Source organism: Caldifarcimen microaerophilum (assembly GCF_055387105.1).
In genome coordinates, this window is the sequence record NZ_AP038914.1 from 917,926 (window position 1) to 935,341 (window position 17,416).

The 17,416-nt window shown below is 62.0% G+C and carries 13 protein-coding genes; 2 read left to right on the top strand and 11 right to left on the bottom strand.

Features of this window, described 5'->3' with window-relative positions:
• Positions 1 to 8: 8 nt before the first annotated feature.
• From AC6HU3_RS04305 to AC6HU3_RS04345, 9 genes are all read right to left on the bottom strand, one after another.
• Positions 9 to 755 (bottom strand): prepilin peptidase, encoded by a 747-nt coding sequence (locus AC6HU3_RS04305; RefSeq protein WP_497536053.1) that lies wholly within the window; start codon positions 753 to 755, stop codon positions 9 to 11.
• A gap of 7 nt (positions 756 to 762) precedes the next feature.
• Positions 763 to 1,128 carry a roadblock/LC7 domain-containing protein gene (locus AC6HU3_RS04310; protein WP_497536055.1) on the bottom strand — a complete coding sequence of 122 codons (366 nt, stop codon included), beginning with the start codon at positions 1,126 to 1,128 and terminating at the stop codon, positions 763 to 765.
• A gap of 18 nt (positions 1,129 to 1,146) precedes the next feature.
• On the bottom strand, positions 1,147 to 1,671 hold the full coding sequence (locus AC6HU3_RS04315; RefSeq protein WP_497536056.1) for a roadblock/LC7 domain-containing protein: 525 nt from the start codon (positions 1,669 to 1,671) through the stop codon (positions 1,147 to 1,149).
• 54 nt (positions 1,672 to 1,725) lie between these two features.
• Positions 1,726 to 2,691 (bottom strand): hypothetical protein, encoded by a 966-nt coding sequence (locus tag AC6HU3_RS04320; protein ID WP_497536057.1) that lies wholly within the window; start codon positions 2,689 to 2,691, stop codon positions 1,726 to 1,728.
• 47 nt (positions 2,692 to 2,738) lie between these two features.
• Positions 2,739 to 3,944, bottom strand: a complete 1,206-nt coding sequence (locus AC6HU3_RS04325; protein WP_497536058.1) for a tetratricopeptide repeat protein — start codon at positions 3,942 to 3,944, stop codon at positions 2,739 to 2,741.
• A complete protein-coding gene (locus AC6HU3_RS04330; protein WP_497536059.1) occupies positions 3,941 to 4,510 on the bottom strand; it encodes a macro domain-containing protein in 570 nt (189 codons plus the stop codon). The genes AC6HU3_RS04325 and AC6HU3_RS04330 overlap by 4 nt, the downstream gene beginning before the upstream one ends.
• A 1-nt stretch (position 4,511) precedes the next feature.
• Positions 4,512 to 6,899 (bottom strand): 3-hydroxyacyl-CoA dehydrogenase/enoyl-CoA hydratase family protein, encoded by a 2,388-nt coding sequence (locus tag AC6HU3_RS04335; protein ID WP_497536060.1) that lies wholly within the window; start codon positions 6,897 to 6,899, stop codon positions 4,512 to 4,514.
• 44 nt (positions 6,900 to 6,943) lie between these two features.
• A complete protein-coding gene (locus AC6HU3_RS04340) occupies positions 6,944 to 8,281 on the bottom strand; it encodes a hypothetical protein (RefSeq protein WP_497536061.1) in 1,338 nt (445 codons plus the stop codon).
• Between the two features lie 84 nt (positions 8,282 to 8,365).
• Positions 8,366 to 9,334, bottom strand: a complete 969-nt coding sequence (locus AC6HU3_RS04345) for a hypothetical protein (protein ID WP_497536062.1) — start codon at positions 9,332 to 9,334, stop codon at positions 8,366 to 8,368.
• A gap of 138 nt (positions 9,335 to 9,472) precedes the next feature.
• On the opposite strand from AC6HU3_RS04345, the gene AC6HU3_RS04350 reads away from it, so the two are divergent.
• Both AC6HU3_RS04350 and mutY read left to right on the top strand, forming a co-directional pair.
• A complete protein-coding gene (locus AC6HU3_RS04350; RefSeq protein ID WP_497536063.1) occupies positions 9,473 to 9,961 on the top strand; it encodes a ferritin in 489 nt (162 codons plus the stop codon).
• Positions 9,962 to 9,981: 20 nt separating this feature from the next.
• Positions 9,982 to 11,025 (top strand): A/G-specific adenine glycosylase, encoded by a 1,044-nt coding sequence (gene mutY / locus AC6HU3_RS04355; RefSeq protein ID WP_497536064.1) that lies wholly within the window; start codon positions 9,982 to 9,984, stop codon positions 11,023 to 11,025.
• 58 nt (positions 11,026 to 11,083) lie between these two features.
• Here the strand turns inward: mutY and AC6HU3_RS04360 are convergent, their stop codons facing one another.
• A complete protein-coding gene (locus AC6HU3_RS04360; protein WP_497536065.1) occupies positions 11,084 to 12,016 on the bottom strand; it encodes a PorV/PorQ family protein in 933 nt (310 codons plus the stop codon).
• Between the two features lie 11 nt (positions 12,017 to 12,027).
• Positions 12,028 to 17,283, bottom strand: coding sequence for a choice-of-anchor X domain-containing protein (locus tag AC6HU3_RS04365; RefSeq protein WP_497536066.1), 5,256 nt, complete (start codon positions 17,281 to 17,283; stop codon positions 12,028 to 12,030).
• Positions 17,284 to 17,416 lie beyond the last annotated feature (133 nt).

Here is a 17,416-nt window from a genome sequence, read left to right on the forward strand (position 1 = left end):
CCCATTACCTAAATATACACGCCACCCACAAGATTGTCAACCACCCACCGCCCCAGAAAGGGATAGAGTGCGGCCGCGAGAAGCAAATAGGGACCAAAAAACACAACCCGACGACGCATCGCCGGAATGAAGAGCATTCCGGCCAGGGCAAGGATCGCGCCCACCCCCAGAACCCAGAGCACCCCTCCCGGACCCAGCCATCCTCCGAGCAGTGCCAGGAGCTTCACGTCTCCCCCACCCAACCCTTCCTCTCCAGTGAGAAGGAACCAGACATAGCGGAGAACGCCCAGCGCGCCCGCACCCAGAAGCATCCCGACCACCAGGTCCGGGGGCGACACCCCTCCCATCGCAATCCGGGCGACAAGAAGGACCAGATGGACCAGAAGCACACCATCCGGCAGGATCCCGTGCTCGGCGTCAATCCAGGCAAGGGCGATCCAGCACCAGCCCACCAGGGCCCAGAAGATCCGATCGGGTCCCGAAAACGCGCCAAAGCTCAGGATGCCCCACAGGGTGGCGAGGGCCTCGATAAGGGGATATCGTTTCGGAATGGGACGTCTGCAGGCCCGGCAACGCCCCCCCTGCACCGCATAGGAAAGGAGAGGAATGTTCTCATACCACCGGAGGGCATGCCCACAATGGGGGCAGTGAGAACCCGGCCACACGATGGATTCCCCCCGCGGGACGCGGTGGATCACCACCGTGAGAAAACTCCCCACCACTGCCCCCACCACGCCCCCGATAAGAGGAAACACCCCGCTCTCAGGGAAGGGCAGCCTCAAACTCCTTGGCGTATTTGAGCATTTTCACCCGCACAATCCCCCAGTTGCTGTTTCGGGGGATCACGGTGAGGTGAAAATAGGACCCCTTGCCCAGGAGACGGGTGAAGACGTAATACTCCGTGGTCGCCAGAAGGCTTTCCTCAAATTCTCCCCACTGGGTCTCCCGAGTGGCCTCCACGCCCTTCCGGAGAACTTCGCCAAAGAACACAGCCGGGATGCTGAAGTCCAGGTCTTCACTGGGGGCATAACCGGCAATGGGCGTACCGTCTTCTGCGAACACGATGGCGGTCATCACCAGACCTTCGATTTCACTGCCAAATTTCTGGAGCAGTTCCTCAAGGCTCATGGGCGTTTACCTCCCCGTTCATGCACCGAAGAAGTCGCTTTCTCCCTCTTTTTCGAGATCCTCCAGGGTGGTCACATCCCCCCTCATTTCCTCAAGCTCGGGGCTCCCGAGTTCCTCCACCGCTTCCACCGATTCCTCCTCACGCCCACTCTCTCCTTCCATCTCCATCATCTCGGCTTCAAGGGCCTGTTTGAGCTCCCGGACGGTGAACTTGAGTTCCAGGAACAAAAGGCCCAGCTTGCCGCCCGGCCGGGTGACCACCACCAGCGCCGCATCTTCACCCAGGTTTTCCACCACCACATACCCTTCACTTCCCTTCACAAACACCTGTTCCATTTGCCCCTTGCGAAGCTCCCCCACCACCCGTTCGCCCTGAAAAAGAAGGGCGGAGGAGAGGGCAGCGAGAATCTCTTCGTCCTCCCCTTCCGGAACCGACATCATCATGAGCCCTTCCGAGCTCACCACCGCCGCCCGCTCCACGTCGGGCACCCGCTTGAGGAGCCCTTCCAGGATGTTCTGGAGTTTCTGGGCAATACCGGCCATGCACATCCTCCCTGTTGGGCCGGGGGTGGCCCCCCGGCGATCACGAATGTTTGATTACCGAACCCGAATAGCCCGGAAGGTCCGGACCTGGCCGTCCGGGGCCACAATGCGCACCCAGTAGAGCCCTTTCCGGTCCGGAAGGGTCCCTTCCACCAGGGTTCCCGCGGCGTTCCGGGAAACGATCCGCCGTCCCAGGGCATCCATCACCAGGACTGCCGTGCCCGGACGGATCCCTTCCAGCACGAACCGCGCTCCGTCCATCCGGAACCGGACGGTCACCGGCTGAACACTCCCTTCTGCCACGGGCACACTCCGGTCCGTGGCCTCCCGGATCCGGTAGGATCGCTGCGCATCAATCCAAGAACCAAAGAGATGGATCTGAACCTGATTGAAAAGCGAATCCCGGATGGGCCCCACGTTGGGAGCCACCCACTCTTCCCAGGACACATCGACCTTATAGGAGTCTGGGGCAAAGCCGCCGTCCGGATCCACAATCACCATCTGGATCGTCCGAACGATATGATAGGCGTTGAACGTACCAAGGGGGACAGTAACGGACACCATCTCCGGGACTTCCACCGTGTCCGTCACCACATACAGGGTTTCCACCGTGGCGTCGGAATCCACCTGGGTGGGGATGAAAGCCGGAAATCCATGCGACCATCCTTGCCCAACACTGAACGGTGTCCGATAATACACCACAGCGAAAACCGATTCCTGAACAGGATAGAACGCCATCACATCGTTGCCGGTCTCCCACACGGGAATGGTGTCCGTGGACGTGGCGTTGTCGCTGCGGTGGCGGATCTGGAACAGGATGTATCCCGGGTTGCCAAACAGGGTCGTGTCTTTCACCGCCAGGAACGTGTCCACGATTCCCACGCTGTCCGCGGTCTGGGTGGGGAAGAAGCTGCTGTCCATGCTGCTTCCCTGATAGAGGAGAAACCGTCCCACCTGGTCGATTCCCACATAAGCCAGGGGGGACTGGGCCACGGCGAGCCACACCATCCACGCAACCATATCACACCTCCTGGTTCATCCCCCGCACCGTCCTCCTGCGGGGCAGGTTACTCAATGCCCACCTTTTTGCGATAGGCTTTCTTTTCCATCTTCTCGGCTTTCTGCACCCCGTCCGCACAGCTCTTCGCATAGGGCGTGGACAGGGCAGCACAGGCCTGATAGAACTCCTTGGCCTGCCGGAACTGCGCCTCCGCATCCGCCCAGGAACGGGCCCGATACTGGTTCCACCCCCACACGTAATACACGTACCCTCGAAGGGACAGCGCCGCCGCCCGATACTGGGGATTGTTCTTCACCTCCTCCAGTGAAAGGATCTCTGCCAGCACCCGCTCGGCCTCATCATACCGCTTGGCATCCACCAGAAGGGCCGCCTTCTTCAGAAGCGCAGGGACGTAATTGGGCGAAAGGGCGAGCACCTGATCCAGGTCTGCCACGGCTTTGTCCACATTGCCCAGTTTCTCGTAAATCTGCGCCCGCTTCAAATAGAGGGTGGCATCCCGGGGGTTCTTCTCCAGCATGCGGGAGACATAGGTGAGGGCCTTCCGGAGAGCCTCCCGGTTCCGGACTTCCTTTTTGTTGAGGGCAAGGGCTGCGTCCACATAGCTTCGGAGCAGGTCCGTGTTGTCCGGATAGGCTTCCAGGGCTTCTTCCAGATAGGAGAGGGCTTCGTTGTACCGTTTCTGGTCCACCAGGAACATCCCATAGGCGCCCCGGTAGGCCACGTTGGCCGTATCCCGCTGAAGGATGGTCCGGAAAAGGGAATCGGCCTCCTTCGCCCGGCCCATCTGGGCCATGAGTTTGGCCAGACCAAAGGCCGCCGCCGTGTTGGTGGGGTCCACCGCGACGGCTTTTTTGTAGTATTCCAGCCCCTTTTCCTGTTCCTTCAGCACCACGCCGTAAAGGTAGCCCAGCCCCTGATAGGCCCGGGAGTCATCGGGAAGTTTCTGGAGCATGGTTTCATACACCGCACGGGCCGAATCCACAAAGACCCTCCAGTTCCCGTTGTGGTTGACCTCATACACCTCCTGGGCCTTCCCGAGGAAGGCCTGAGCGAGATCCAGATAGGCCAGGGCGAGCGTGTCATTATACGAAAGGGCGCGGCGGAAGTTCCGGATGGCATCATCATACCGTTTTTTCAGGAGATAGTCCTTCCCGATGGAATACCAGATTTTGGCCGAATCGGCGGGCGTTTCCGGCATCTGGGCCCAGCCGGAAGCCGGCAGGACCAGGAACAACCAGGCCAAGCGTTTCATCGTTCTCCTCCTTCCCAGGCAACCAGGGCTTCAAGGAATTTTTCTGCCGTGTCCCGGGAGATGTCCACGAGACGAACGTCCTGGAGAGCGTACGGGTGGCGGGAAAGAAAGGCGCACACCTCGTCCACAATCACCCGGGTTCCCTCCTCCACGGGATAGCCATAGATCCCCGTGCTCACCGCCGGGATGGCGACAGAGGCCCATCCCCTCCGTTCGGCCTCTTCCAGCACGCCCCGGATGGCGCGACGGAGTTTGACTTCCTCCTCCCCCTCCCCCCACCGGGGCCCCACGGTGTGGATCACCGCCCGCGCAGGGAGGGCCCCTGCCGACGTCACGGCCACCTTCCCCGGCTCAAGGGGACCGTGCTCCGCCACAAAGCGATCGCTTTCCTCCTGGATCACCGATCCCCCCTTTCGCACAATCGCCCCGGCCACCCCTCCCCCATGCTTGAGGTGCGCGTTGGCCGCATTCACCACCGCTTCCACATGCTCCTCCGTGAGATCCCCCACCACCACGCTCACCACCGCACCTCCCACCACCCGGCAACCCAGGACCCTGCGTTCCATATCAGTTCCGGAGGGGTTTGCCCTTGAGAAGCATGTGCTGCATCCGTTCCTGGGTCTTCTGCGTCCCCGCCAGGAACAGGAAGGCCTCCCGCTCCAGATCCAGCATCTCCCATTCGGTGAGAAGGGTTCCCTTCGGCACGTCCCCGCCTGTCATCACCCAGGCAATCTTTTCGGCAATGAGCTTGTCGTGGTCGGAGATGAAGTTCCCCTCCCGCATGTTATACAGAATGGCCTGAATGGCGGCGAACCCGTCGGTGCCCGCTACAAGGATGGCCGGAGGGGCCGGGGGACGGTATCCCTGTTCCGCCAGGAACAGCACTCGCTTCTTGGCATCCGACAGGAGAAACCGCGGATTGGCGGTGATGCCGTCCGACTCCCGGAGATACAGGAGTTTCCGGGCTTCCAGGGCCCCCACCGACACCTTGGCCATGCCGATCTGCTCCACTGCCCGGCGAAGGTAGGTGTAGAGATCCACGTATTCCAGGATGTCTTCCGGAATGAGGGAGAGGTGGCGCAGCCAGGTTTCCTTGGTCCCACCCCCTGCGGGCAGAAGGCCCACGGCCACTTCCACAAGCCCCATATAGGTTTCAAAAGCCGCCTGGGCGGCGCTCGCATGGAGCACCACTTCTGTCCCTCCCCCGAGGGTCCGTCCGAAGGGCGCGGCCACCACGGGCTTGTGGAAATATTTGAGGGCCATCACCATTTCCTGGAACCGCTTCACCATCCGGTCCAGTTCGTCCCACTCCTCCTCCTGCACCGCCATGAGAATCAGGGCCAGGTTGGCCCCGGCGGAGAAATGCTGGCCCTGATTGCCGATCACAAGACCTGCATAGTCGTGCTGATCCACATAATCCAGACTCCGGAAGACCATGTCGATGGTGCCGGGGCCCAGGGCGTTGGCCTTGCTGTGGAATTCCAGGCAGGCCACCCCATCTCCCAGGTCAATGAGGCTGGCTTCCGGATTGGATAGGAGTTCTTTCCCCTGCTTTTTGAGCACGGCAAGATCAATGTAGGCCTCCGGCTCCTGAACCCGGACGTGGACCCGCTTGCCAAAATCGAAATACGTGGGGAAATGTTCTTCATCCTCCCCATAAAACCGCTTGCTCTGTGAAGCCAGCACGGCATCCACGATGGGGGCCCGGGCGTATCCCTTTTCCGCAAGATAGCGATCCACCGTCTCCACGCCCACGAGATCCCAGAGCTTGAAGGGGCCCATCCGCCAGTTGAACCCCCACTCCATGGCCCGATCCACGTTGACGACATCGTCGGCAATCTCCGGGATCCGGTGGGCCGAATAGCCCAGGAGGAAAAACAGGGTGTCCCGCACGAATTCAGCCCCTTGATCTTTTCCAGCAAGAAGGGTCCGGATGCGGTCCTCCACCTTTTCCTGGGCCCTGGCCTGTTCAAGGGAAGGGAAGGTTTTCTTTTCGGCCGGACGGTATTCCAGGGTCTGGATGTCGATCACATAGCGCTGGCCGTTTACCTTCTTATAAAACCCCTGACCCGCCTTGTCTCCAAGCCATCCCCGCTTCACCATCTCTTCCAGCCAGGCCGGGGGTTTGAAGTATTCTCGCATCTCATCGTTCGGAGCGTTCTCATACACGTTCCGGGCCACGTGCAACAGCACGTCCAGCCCCACCAGATCCGCCAGACGAAGGGTGGCCGTCCGGGGGCGTCCCACCTCCCGACCGGTGAGGGCGTCCACCTCCTCCACCGTGAGCCCCATCTCCTCCATCTTGTGTAGGGTATACATCAGCCCGAACACCCCGATCCGGTTGGCGATGAAGTTGGGGGTGTCCTTGGCGAACACCACGCCCTTCCCCAGAGCTTTTTCCGCAAAGGCAGCAAAGGCCTGGAAGAGATCGGGATCCGTGTCCGGACCGGGGATGAGTTCCAGAAGATACATATAGCGGGGGGGGTTGAAAAAGTGGGTGCCAAAGAAACGCTTACGGAAAGTCCCTGTGCGTCCTTCAGCCAGGGCACGGAGGGGAATGCCCGACGTGTTCGTGGTCACAAGGGTGGACGCTCCCAGATGCTGCTCCACCTTCTCAAACAGGCTCTGCTTGATGTCCAGGCGCTCCACCACCGCCTCCACCACCCAGTCCACGTCCTGGATTTTGGCAAGGTCGTCCTCAAAGTTTCCGATGCGGATCCGGCGGATGGCTGCAGGATCGGCAAACGCGGGAGGAGAGAGTTTCTTCGCCCGCTCAAGGCCCGAGGCCACGATCCGGTTGCGGGCTGCGGGGTTGTTCCGCTCTTCCTCCGACAGGTCGGGGGGAACAATATCAAGAAGCCAGACATCAAACCCCAGATTGGCCAGATGGGCGGCAATCTGGGAGCCCATCGTCCCTGCACCCAAAACCGCAACGTTCTGAATTTTGAGCATCATCCATCCTCCTTAAAGCATCCTTCTGTACGAATTTTCCCCCAATTCTATGGCGCGCCCGGCGAAACATCAAGATGACGAGGGTTCTGGAGCCACATCCACCGGCTGGATGAATCCATCACCACCCAGTCCCGAAAACAATTCCGGGCGGGGGAATTTTTCACGATCACGGCGTGCTCCACCCGCATCTGCCAGTATGCACAGTGAGTTCCCCCGAGGAGGTTCTGGTAGAGCCGCAGATGCACCGGATCGAAACGGTCCCAGTTGGCATACACCGCGGCCCGCACGACCGGGGCGCGAAGAAACAGATAGGTGTCGATCTCCGGAGAGGGTCCCACCACCACACCGGAGGCCGGCCCGGGCAGGAGAGGATACCGGGCAGGGTCCAGGGGAGAGGTCAGGCGGACGTAACCCAGGGGAGCCAGGAAGAGAAAGGGGGTGAGGATCCACCAGGCCAGGGGAGGCCGGAGGTTCCACACGAGATAGGGGCCCGAAAAGATCATATACCGCACCGCCGACCAGGTGGCCAGGGACAGCACAAGCTGCTCCAGCCTTCGGCCACCTCGCAGCACGGGCCAGAACAGGAGGCCCGCAAAGGCCGTGATCCCCCCGATGACCAGAAGCCCGGTGTTGGTGGGTTCCACCAGGAAGAACCAGGGAGGCTGCCACTCGATGATCATCCACCGGAGGGGCCGATCCATGAACGCGAGAAGGCCCCGGAGAAAGGCCGGTCCTCCCCAGGGATGAAACCAGGGGACCAGGAGTGCGATCAGGAGATCTCCGTACTGTCGCGTCCACAGCCCCCGCAGGGCCAGAAGTCCGAGGGCCACCATCGCCCCCCCACCGTGGAGAGGAAGCCAGAGGATGAGGAGAAGGAAGAGGAGCATCCGACGCCGGAACGAAGGGGGACGATCCAGAAGGGCAAGAAACAGGGGGAACAGGATGCCGGTGAACACCTGGGGGCGGGCGTGGAACATCCCGGAATACAGGGGCCAGAGCACCCAGGCCCATCGTCCAAAGCTCCACCGCCAGATCAGGGCGGTTGTGCCGGCAAGAAGAATGTGGAGCAGGGCAATCCCTCCGATCCCTGAAACCACCCGTGACCACAGGGCCACCAGAAGGGCGGTGTACGGCGGAAGGTTGGGCACAGGCTGGGGAAGGGCAAAAGGGGAGAGGAGGTCGTGGGGGGGACGGAGAGAATGGTGCGCCAGCATCCACTCGCCCACGGGCTGGAGCCAGAGAAAATCGGCGGGGAGGACGGGCAGGATCCAGAGCAGGGCCCATCCCGGGAACAGCACCCTCTCCACAGCGGAAAACCACGCCGGCTCCGGCACCCCGCCGTACCGGTTACGGATCCAGTCCCCCAGGCCCAGAAGAACGTTCACAACCGGGAAGGATACACATTTCCCGGCGAACCGAAAAGGACCCCGCCCGCGCGGGGTCGGGTCCTCACGCCTTCCAGGCTGGGATCACCGCACCATGGGGGACCACATCAGACCAAAGGACAGGGTGATCCCCTGATCTCCCACCGGGTTGTCCAGATAGGTGTACCGAAGGTTCCCCACCAGCGAAAGGTCATAGGACGGGAAGAACACCGCGCCCACGCCGATCAGGAAACCGAATCCATCCCGTCCGCTTCGCCAGAAATCGCCCGGATAGGCCTCCATGGTCGGACCAAACCCGAACAGCGGACCCGCCTGGACATAGGCCCACATGTCGGGTGACTTCGCCCGGTAAAAGTAATGGTTAATGGGAAGCATGAACTGGAGCCCCCGGTAGATGAGTTCCACCCGGAAGTCCATATCCACCGCCCACTGCTCTCCCATGAAATACGTGAACACCAGGTCAAAGTTGAACGCACGGCTGGGCTCCGGCTCGGCAAACTGGCGGGATTCGTCCCGATAGCGCCGATAAGAATTGAGGCCCACGAAATAGTTATAGCCTCCCCGGATGCTCAGGCCCATTTTGGGTTTCTTCTTCCAGCCTTCGGCGAGCACCTCGTCCGCCTGACGTCCCGAAAGAAGGGCCCGGGCCAGGATCCGGGCGCCCTTTTCCACATCGGAAACGTCGGTGAAGGCGTATTGCGTGCGGTACACCACCCGCTTTTCGTTCTGGTCCCAGAGTCTCATGTCATAAAAGTATTTGCGAAGTGAGAGCTGAACCAGATCCACCGCAATCACGAACCGGGCCTGGTTCTGGAGGGCGGCTTTTTCCAGACACACCAGGTCATCCCCGCACCTCGAGGCCGTTTCGATCACGTTCACCACCCCTCCCCGGGCCAGTTCCCCGGCAAACACCTTCCGGGTGGCCTCCACCACGTCATTCCGGATGGCTTCCGTTCGATTGTTCCAGGCCAGCAGCACGACGCGCGCACGGGAAAGATCAGCGGGATCCAGCGTCGTCTGCCCCACGGTGAGCAGGATCATCCATCCCAGCATGTCCCTTCCTCCTGTTTTGTCCATCCGGGATTAAGGGTATGGAAGACCCCGCGAAAATTCAAGGAATACTGGACCGTGCCCGACCGAACGCGTATCCTTTACGCACACGTGAAGCAAAAAACAAAAAGGAGGTCCACCATGGACGCCAGACTGCTTGAAGCCATGAACCGTCAGATCCGGGAGGAGTTTTTCTCCGCATACCTGTACCTTGCCATGGCCGGCGATATGGATGCCCGCGGTCTCAAGGGATTCGCCCGGTGGCTGGAGGTTCAGGCCCGGGAGGAAGTGGAGCACGCCATGAAGTTTTTCCACTTTCTCCTGGAGCGCGGCGAAAAGCCCGTTCTTGAGGCCATCCCCGCCCCCGAGGTCTCCTGGTCTTCGCCCCTCGAGGCTTTCCGGAAAGCCCACGAACACGAGAAATACATTTCCTCCCGTATCCACAGCCTGGTGGATCTCGCGCGGGAAGTGGGGGACAAACCGGCTGAAAACTTCCTCCAGTGGTTCGTGGAGGAGCAGGTGGAAGAAGAAGCCCTCACCGGAGAGGTGGTGGCCCGGCTGGAACTTGCCGGCGACCACGGGCCCGCCCTCCTCATGATGGATCGGGAAATGGGGGCGCGGGAAGACTGATCAACCCAGGCACCCGTCCGGTGGAAGACCAGGTCCGGCGCCTGCTCGGGTGGTATACCCGCCACCGCCGGGATCTCCCCTGGCGGAAGAATCCGGATCCCTATCGGGTCTGGGTGTCCGAGGTCATGCTCCAGCAGACCCGTGTGGAGACGGTCCTCACCTATTACGATCGGTTTCTCCAGGCCTTTCCCACCCTCAACGCCCTGGCCGAAGCCCCGCTGGAAGAGGTGCTCAAGGTGTGGGAGGGCCTGGGCTATTACCGGCGGGCCCGCAACCTCCATGCAGGAGCCCGGGAAGCCCTGCGTCGCTTCGGTGGACTGCCGGAGACCTACCGGGACCTCCGCACCCTTCCCGGCATCGGGGACTACACCGCCCGGGCTATCCTGGCCATCGCCTTCAACCGGCCATACCTGCCCGTGGACGGCAACGTCCGGCGGGTGCTTTCCCGCCTCCACGGGATCCGGGAGGCCCCACCCCGAACCCTCCAGAAGATGGCGGATGCCTTCCTTCCCCACGTGCCGGAAGGCGCCTTTCGGGACTTCGCCCAGGCCCTCATGGAACTGGGGGCCACCGTGTGCACACCCCGTGCCCCCTCCTGCACCCTCTGCCCTATCCGGGAACACTGCGTGGCCTTTCAGGAAGGGAACCCTGAAGGCTATCCCATCTCCCGGCGCAAAAGAGACATCCCCTTCGTGCGGGTGGTGGTGGGGTATCTCCAGAAAAACGGAAAGGTGCTGGTGGGCCGCCGCCGGCCGGACCGGATGCTGGGCGGGCTGTGGGAACTCCCCGGCGGGAAGGTGAAGGAAGGGGAAACCCTGGAAGAGGCCTTCCGCCGGGAAATCACTGAAGAAACGGGCATCCGTCATCTGAAAAACCTGGAATACCGGGGATCGGTGCGCCACACCTACACCCACCTTCAGGTGGAGCTCCATCTTTTCGTGGCCGAAACGCCGGAAGACGTGACCGTGGTGGGCGAGGCGGAGGAACTCCGGTGGGTGACGCCGGAGGAACTCCATCATCTGGCCATCCCCCGGGGGACCCGGAAGGTGCTGGAACTTGTCTGAAAACCACCGGGGAGGGGCGTGCGCCCCTCCCCGGCCCAAACAAGAGGATGCGATGGGGTTAGAAGGTATAGGAAACCCCGATTTTGTGCTGGTCCCCCAGCCACTCGTTCCCACCTTCAAAGGCATAGTCCACACCGAATCCCCGGTAATACACCCCCGCCCCCGCGGTGATGGGCACGTTGCTTGAGGTTCCCACCCGCAGGGCCAGCTGGGGAATCCAGCGGATTTCCAGACCGGCGTGATAGAGCACGTTCACCCCTTCCTTCCCGTTCACGTTCTCTTTGGTTCGAAGGTCCACCGCCAGGATCACCCGCTCCTCCCCCCGGCGGGTTCGCCGGACCAGCACCCGTTTGCCCCTGCGCTCCACCGTATCCAGAAGGGTGATGGTTTGGGGAAAGAGGAAGAGTGCAAAGCCCGCCCGGAGGGTCGTGGGGAAGCGCTCTTCTCCATAGCCTGCCGCGATGTTGCGGGCAGACATCCCCAGGCCCAGCCACCAGCGGGGCCGGGCGTGCACGCCCAGATCGAAGCCCCAGCCCGATTTGGATCCGATAGAGGAAAGGAGCATAAACCGGTTTAACGCAAACCCGAAGGCAAGGGCGGTGGTGGGCTTCACCGCCATGGTGAGGGAGAAGGTGTGCTCGCTCATGGACGAGCGCTCACCGAAGAAGTTTTCCAGCCGGGCGCCCCGTCGCTCCCAGGCCAGGCCCACACCCAGCTTCTGCTGCTCCACCGCCAGGGGATATCCCAGGCTCACGTAATCCACCATGAGTTCCGGGATCTCCTGAAAGATCCAGTGGGTGACGCCCATTTCCGGGCGAGCAAGAAGGGCAAGGTCTGCAGGGTTATAGGGGGCGGCCGCCCCGTCGCGGCCCACCCCCGCAAAGGCGCCCCCCATGGCCCCGATGCGGGCCGAGAGAGGCAGATCCAGCGGCACGGCCCCCAGCCCACCGGCCAGGACCATTCCTCCAAGAATCATTCCGATCCTTTTCATGGCTCTCCTCCTTACCGAACCACCCCGATGGGTTTGCGGATCACCACCCGCTCACCCTGATCGGGTTCGTATTCAAAGATGTAGATGTAAATGCCCGATCCGTGGAAATACCGTTCGTCCCGGAGCCCGCGGTTGAAATCGTCCAGACCGTCCCACTGGAGGTTGTAGCGCCCGCCCTGAGCATAGTACACCCGGTCGGCAAGGGTTCGGACCACGTCACCCGAAAGGTCCACAATCCGGAGAGAAACGTGACCCGGACCGGGGAGATCGAAGACGAAGGTGGTGTTTTCGCCAAGCCGGAAGGGATTCCGGGTCCATCCCGCTTGGACCTCCGTGATGGCCTGGGGTCGTTCCACGCCGATATCGTAGAGGGAGAGGTGGTTGACTTCAAAGGAGATTTCGTTGCGATCGGGATCCACCTGGGGCGCATCGCTTCCTGGAAGCCACAGCCGCCCATCCCAGAAATAGGGTTTGAGCGCCGCCTCGTCGTAGTCCAGCGAGTCATCCTGATCGGGGTCCAGATCAAAGTCGTTGTAGGTGAGGACCACGGTCACCGGCTTCAGGAACACCACGCCGTGAGGCAGAAACTCGTGGACCACACCCAGGAGCTCCAGGCTTTCCCGATCCGAGGGAGGCGCACTGCCCTTCTCCAGCCGACGAATGGTGAACTGCACCGTCGTGTTCAGGGCACCTTCGGGGATCACGAGCCGGGTGCCGTCCGGTGCACGGATCTCTCCGCCCTCCGGACCGATTTCCGCCACCACCTCCGGAACGCGATACACGATGCGCGCGCTGTCATAGGCAGAAAGCCCCGCCCGGTCTTCCACGAACACCCGGATGATGTTGAGCCCCTCGATCAGGTTGATCTCCCGGGAGAACGCGCCGTCTTCCACCGGCACCTCAATGGGGCTGGTGTTCACGTGCTCACCGGAGGAATCACGCACTTCGATGATCACACGCCGCACTCCCTCCACGGAAGAGTCGGGAAGGTCAAAATACCGGCCTTTGAGCAGGATGGTGGAACGGTACACCTCCCCTTCCACATCCGAAAGGGTGGGCACCGGCCGCACCACAAGTTCCACATGGGATGCCCCGTTGTCCACCACCACCGAACCCTGGCGGGTGGTGCTGTTCACCACCACGTCCGAGGCGTGGATGGTGAAGGGGAAGGTTCCGGACTGGCCGGTGGTCACTTCAACTGCAGCGGTATAGACGTTGTCGCCCGCCACCTCATCCGCCCCCGTACCATCGTCCACCATGGTCACCGTTCCGGCGGACGAAAAGGCAGAAACATCCACATACACCGACTCCGGCAGCACCCGTGTGGTCACATCCCGGATCAGGGCCCGGATCACCACCGTCTGATTCTGGGCCACCGCTTCCTGGCCATCCGGATAGACCACCTCCACCTTCTGGATGAGAGGCGGACGGGTATCTTTCAGGAACGTGAGGCTTGCAAAGCCTCCCCAGGTTCCCGCCGTATCCTGGCCGTGGACGAACAGGGTGTGCTGACCCTCCGAAAGCCCCTGGATGGACACCAGGGCCACCGCCTGAACGGTATCCTGACCCCACTGGATGCTGGTGAGGGGAACGCCTTCTCTCGGGTTCCCGGTGTTGTCGGTGAAGAATTCGGCCGCCACAACACCCACCGAATCGTAAAGCACCACCCGCAGGGTGTCGTCGGTGTTCAGGGTGTCGTCAGGGTCATCCAGGGCGAGAGACAGCACCCGGGGACCCCGGTTGTCGAGAACGAGATCCACCGTCAGGGTGTCCGCAAGCCCCACCCCATCGGTAGCGATGACCGAGACGGTGTAGGTGCCGTTGGGCCGGGTGTTGGTTTCGGAAATGGTGTAGGTGATCTCATAGGTTCCGTCCCCGTTGTCCTGCACGGTTTCGCTGCCCGCAAGGTAGTTGATGTCCAGGGGGAAGAAGTCGGCCGAAACCGTATAGCCCGGTGCATCGGCCGTGAGGAGGAGATGGACGGTCTCGCCGTTACGATAGATGTTATCGGGGTCCTGAACGGTGAGGGCGGAAAGGACCGGGGTGGTGTTGTCCAGAAGCACGTATCCGGTGTCGGACAGCGCCTGGTTGAGCAGGCTGTCATAGGCCCGGATCACGAAAGGTTGAGGACCGTTCAACCCCGTGGAAATGGTGACGGTCGCGGTGAAGATCCCGTCTCCGGCAAAAGCGTCGTCCCCGCTCCCGTCGTCCACAAGGAGTACGGCCGGATCGCCGTTCAGAGAAGAGGCATCCACCCGGAGGGATTCGGGCAAAAGTCCCACCACCGCATCCGAAATGGCCGCCGTGATCACCACGGCCTGTCCATCCCGCACCGCCTGCTGTCCTTCGGGATAACGCACCTCCATTCCGGTGATCACCGGCGGATCGGGATCATACACGAAAGCCTGCTCTGCGGTGGGCCCCCACACGCCGGAACTGTCCTTTGCCCGCACAAAGATGCGGTACTGTCCCGGAGACAGGGAACTCACAGAGAAGAACGCCCGGGCCGTCACCGTGTCGGCACCGGGATTGTCCAGGACCATCGTCTGTCCTTCACCCGGAAGCCCCACCACATCCACAAAGAACTCCACCGCCACCACCCCCTGGGTGTCCCGGGCGGTCACCACCAGGGTGTCACTCCGGTTGATCCGGAAATCACCCAGGGAATCCACAGCAAACGCGATGGAGAGAATGTCCGGACCGTCGTTGTCCAGACGGAGATCCACGGTCAGGCTGGACTGCCATCCCGCACCGTCTCTTGCCGTCACGGGAATGGAATAGGTCCCGTCTGGCCGGGTGTTGGAGGAAGAAAGGGTATACACGATGGTATACGTGCCGTCCCCGTTGTCCTGAACGTGCTCACTTCCCGGGAGGAAAGCGTCATCCATGGCCGAAAAATCGGCCGAGACCGTATAGCCCGGTGCGTCGGCCGTGAGGAGGAGATGGACGGTCTCACCGTTACGATAGATGTTGTCAGGGTCCTGAACGGTGAGGGCGGAAAGGACCGGGGTGGTGTTGTCCACGGGCACGGAAGTCCCGTCGCTCTGACCGGCGTTTCCGGCAAGATCCCGGGCGTGGATCTGGAGACTGGCGGTCCCCGTGAACCCTCCGGTGTTCACCGGAACATACGCGGCAAAGTTCCCGTCTCCCGCATAGCGGTCCGGGGGAATTCCGTCATCCCGGAGGCCGATCGTGCCGCTCCCCAGGGCGGATGCATCCACAAACACCGTGTCCAGGCCGGCCAGCGCATCCGTCACCAGCGCGGAAATCACCACCGTGTCCCCGTCTTTCACCGCGCGCTGAAACTCCGGCAGCGACACCTCAATATCGGTGATGGAGGGTGGGGTGTTGTCCACCTTGAACATCCGGGGTTCCGTGAGCCCCACCTGACCGATGTCGTCCGTCGCCCGGAGGATCACATAGTGGGACCCATCGGTCAGGGTCAGGGTGTTGAGGACATGGCTTCCCGATCCGCCGGAGGAAGGAGGAGGAGACGACACAGGCGTGAAAGGACCCCCATCCACCGAGATTTCCACGGACGCAAGCGTCCGTCCCGCATCGGGAAAAGCGTCAAAGGTCACGGTCAGGTTACCGGCCACCACGGAATCCGCCCGGGGGTCCTGCACCGTGACGGTGGGGGGATTGCTCACCGCGCCCGTGACGTTGCTCACCGTGACCTGGAGGGCAATGGTGGTGGTGTCATAGGCGTTGTCCCACGCCCGGAACCGGAGCTCCACCGGACCGTCCGGGACCTGGCGGGTATCCCAGGTTTCGCCCCAGAACCCGGTGTTGTCCGCCCGGGTCAGAGGATGCCAGGTCAGACCGGCGTCAAAGGAGTATTCCACCCCCAGGACGCTGTCCACACCGGCAGCGGCGGTGGCCCACACCAGAAGGGGATAGCTCCCGGCCACCGTGTCTCCATCCTGGGGATGGATGGGCTGGATCACGGGCGCACCCAGCTGCAGGAACCCCCAGCCGAGGGCGTTGTACACCGTGGCGTCCAGCCGAACCCGCTGCCATTCGGAGTTGGTGGATGCTGTCCACCAGAAGGTGTTGCCCGTCGCCCCGTCGGTGAAGGCCAGGTTCCACCCCACCTTCGCCTTGGGAGAAACCTGGAGGTCGTTGGGATCTACAACCCCAATGGGCAGGGCGATTTCCACCTCATACTGCCCGGCCGACGCGTTGTATCCCACCACCACCGATCCGTTCTGGGTTCCATCCACCCCCCATCGCACGTTGGCCTGGTCCCAGAAGAGATCCCTCCAGGTTCCCCCCACAAGGATCCGCGCCCCGTTCTCCCGGGTATCGGTGAGCACCCAGTCCACGCTTCCCAGGGGGTCGTTGGCGTCGTAATCGAAAAGCACCGTGAAGGAGTCCCCCGGATCCTGGGCTTTGGGGAGCACCAGACCGATGAACACCGTGTCCAGGCTGGATTTTGTGAGGAGCGTTCCCGGAAGAACGGTTCCCTGATAATCGGAGAAGTGAATCACATGCCGGGCGGTGGAAAAGTGCTTCCACGCCGTGTCACCGGAAATGTTGCCATCCACCGCCGGATGGACGCCCATGCTCCAGAAGGCGGGGATTTCCCGGAACCTGGGCCGGGTCACCACCTCCAGATCGCCCCAGCCCGAGGGGTCGGTGGGGTTCCGGTTGGTGGCACCCCAGAACTCCGGCGCCGGTTCTCCCGGTGCAAACCCCTCAAACAGAAAGCCCACTTCCTGTTCGGGAAGGACGCCCAGGACCGAAAGGGGAATCTTGAACTCGAAGTTCCAGGTGTTAGGCGATCCCGTTCCGTGGCGTCCTGCCACCATCTGCACCCCTGCAGGGATGGTTCCGGCGGAGGTCCAGGCCGTTCCGTCCCAGTAGCCAAAATCCAGCACCGGGCTATCCTGCCCCTGAAGATAGAAATACATATCCACGTTGGCATCCAGCGCGTGGTTGTGGTTCACGTCGAAATAGAGCCGGACATACCCGTTGTCTCCCACGGATGTGGCGTTGTACGCCACACCCACATAGAGGTCGGACGGATCGGCGGTGAGGAAGACATAGGCCGGCTTCACCGTGCTTCCGTCCTGGATGATGAGCTGGACCGACCGGACATAGGCATCCCGCCACTCATCTGGAAGGGCGGGATCGCTGATGGTCCCGTCCACCGTGGGGGTGAGGGAGACGATGCGATAACTGTACACCTGTCCGTTGTCGCCCTCACCCAGGTGGGCCTGTGCCGAACCCACCAGGAGCACCAGACCCAGCCACCATCGCTTCATGACCCGCCTCCTTGTTTGGACGCAACCGGGTGAATGAGAGCAAAACCCTTGCCATTTCAAACCTGACGGCAGAAGGGCCCTTTCCTTCTCCCCTTCGACCCGTTCTGTCGAGGGGCTCCTTTCCTGCCCGACA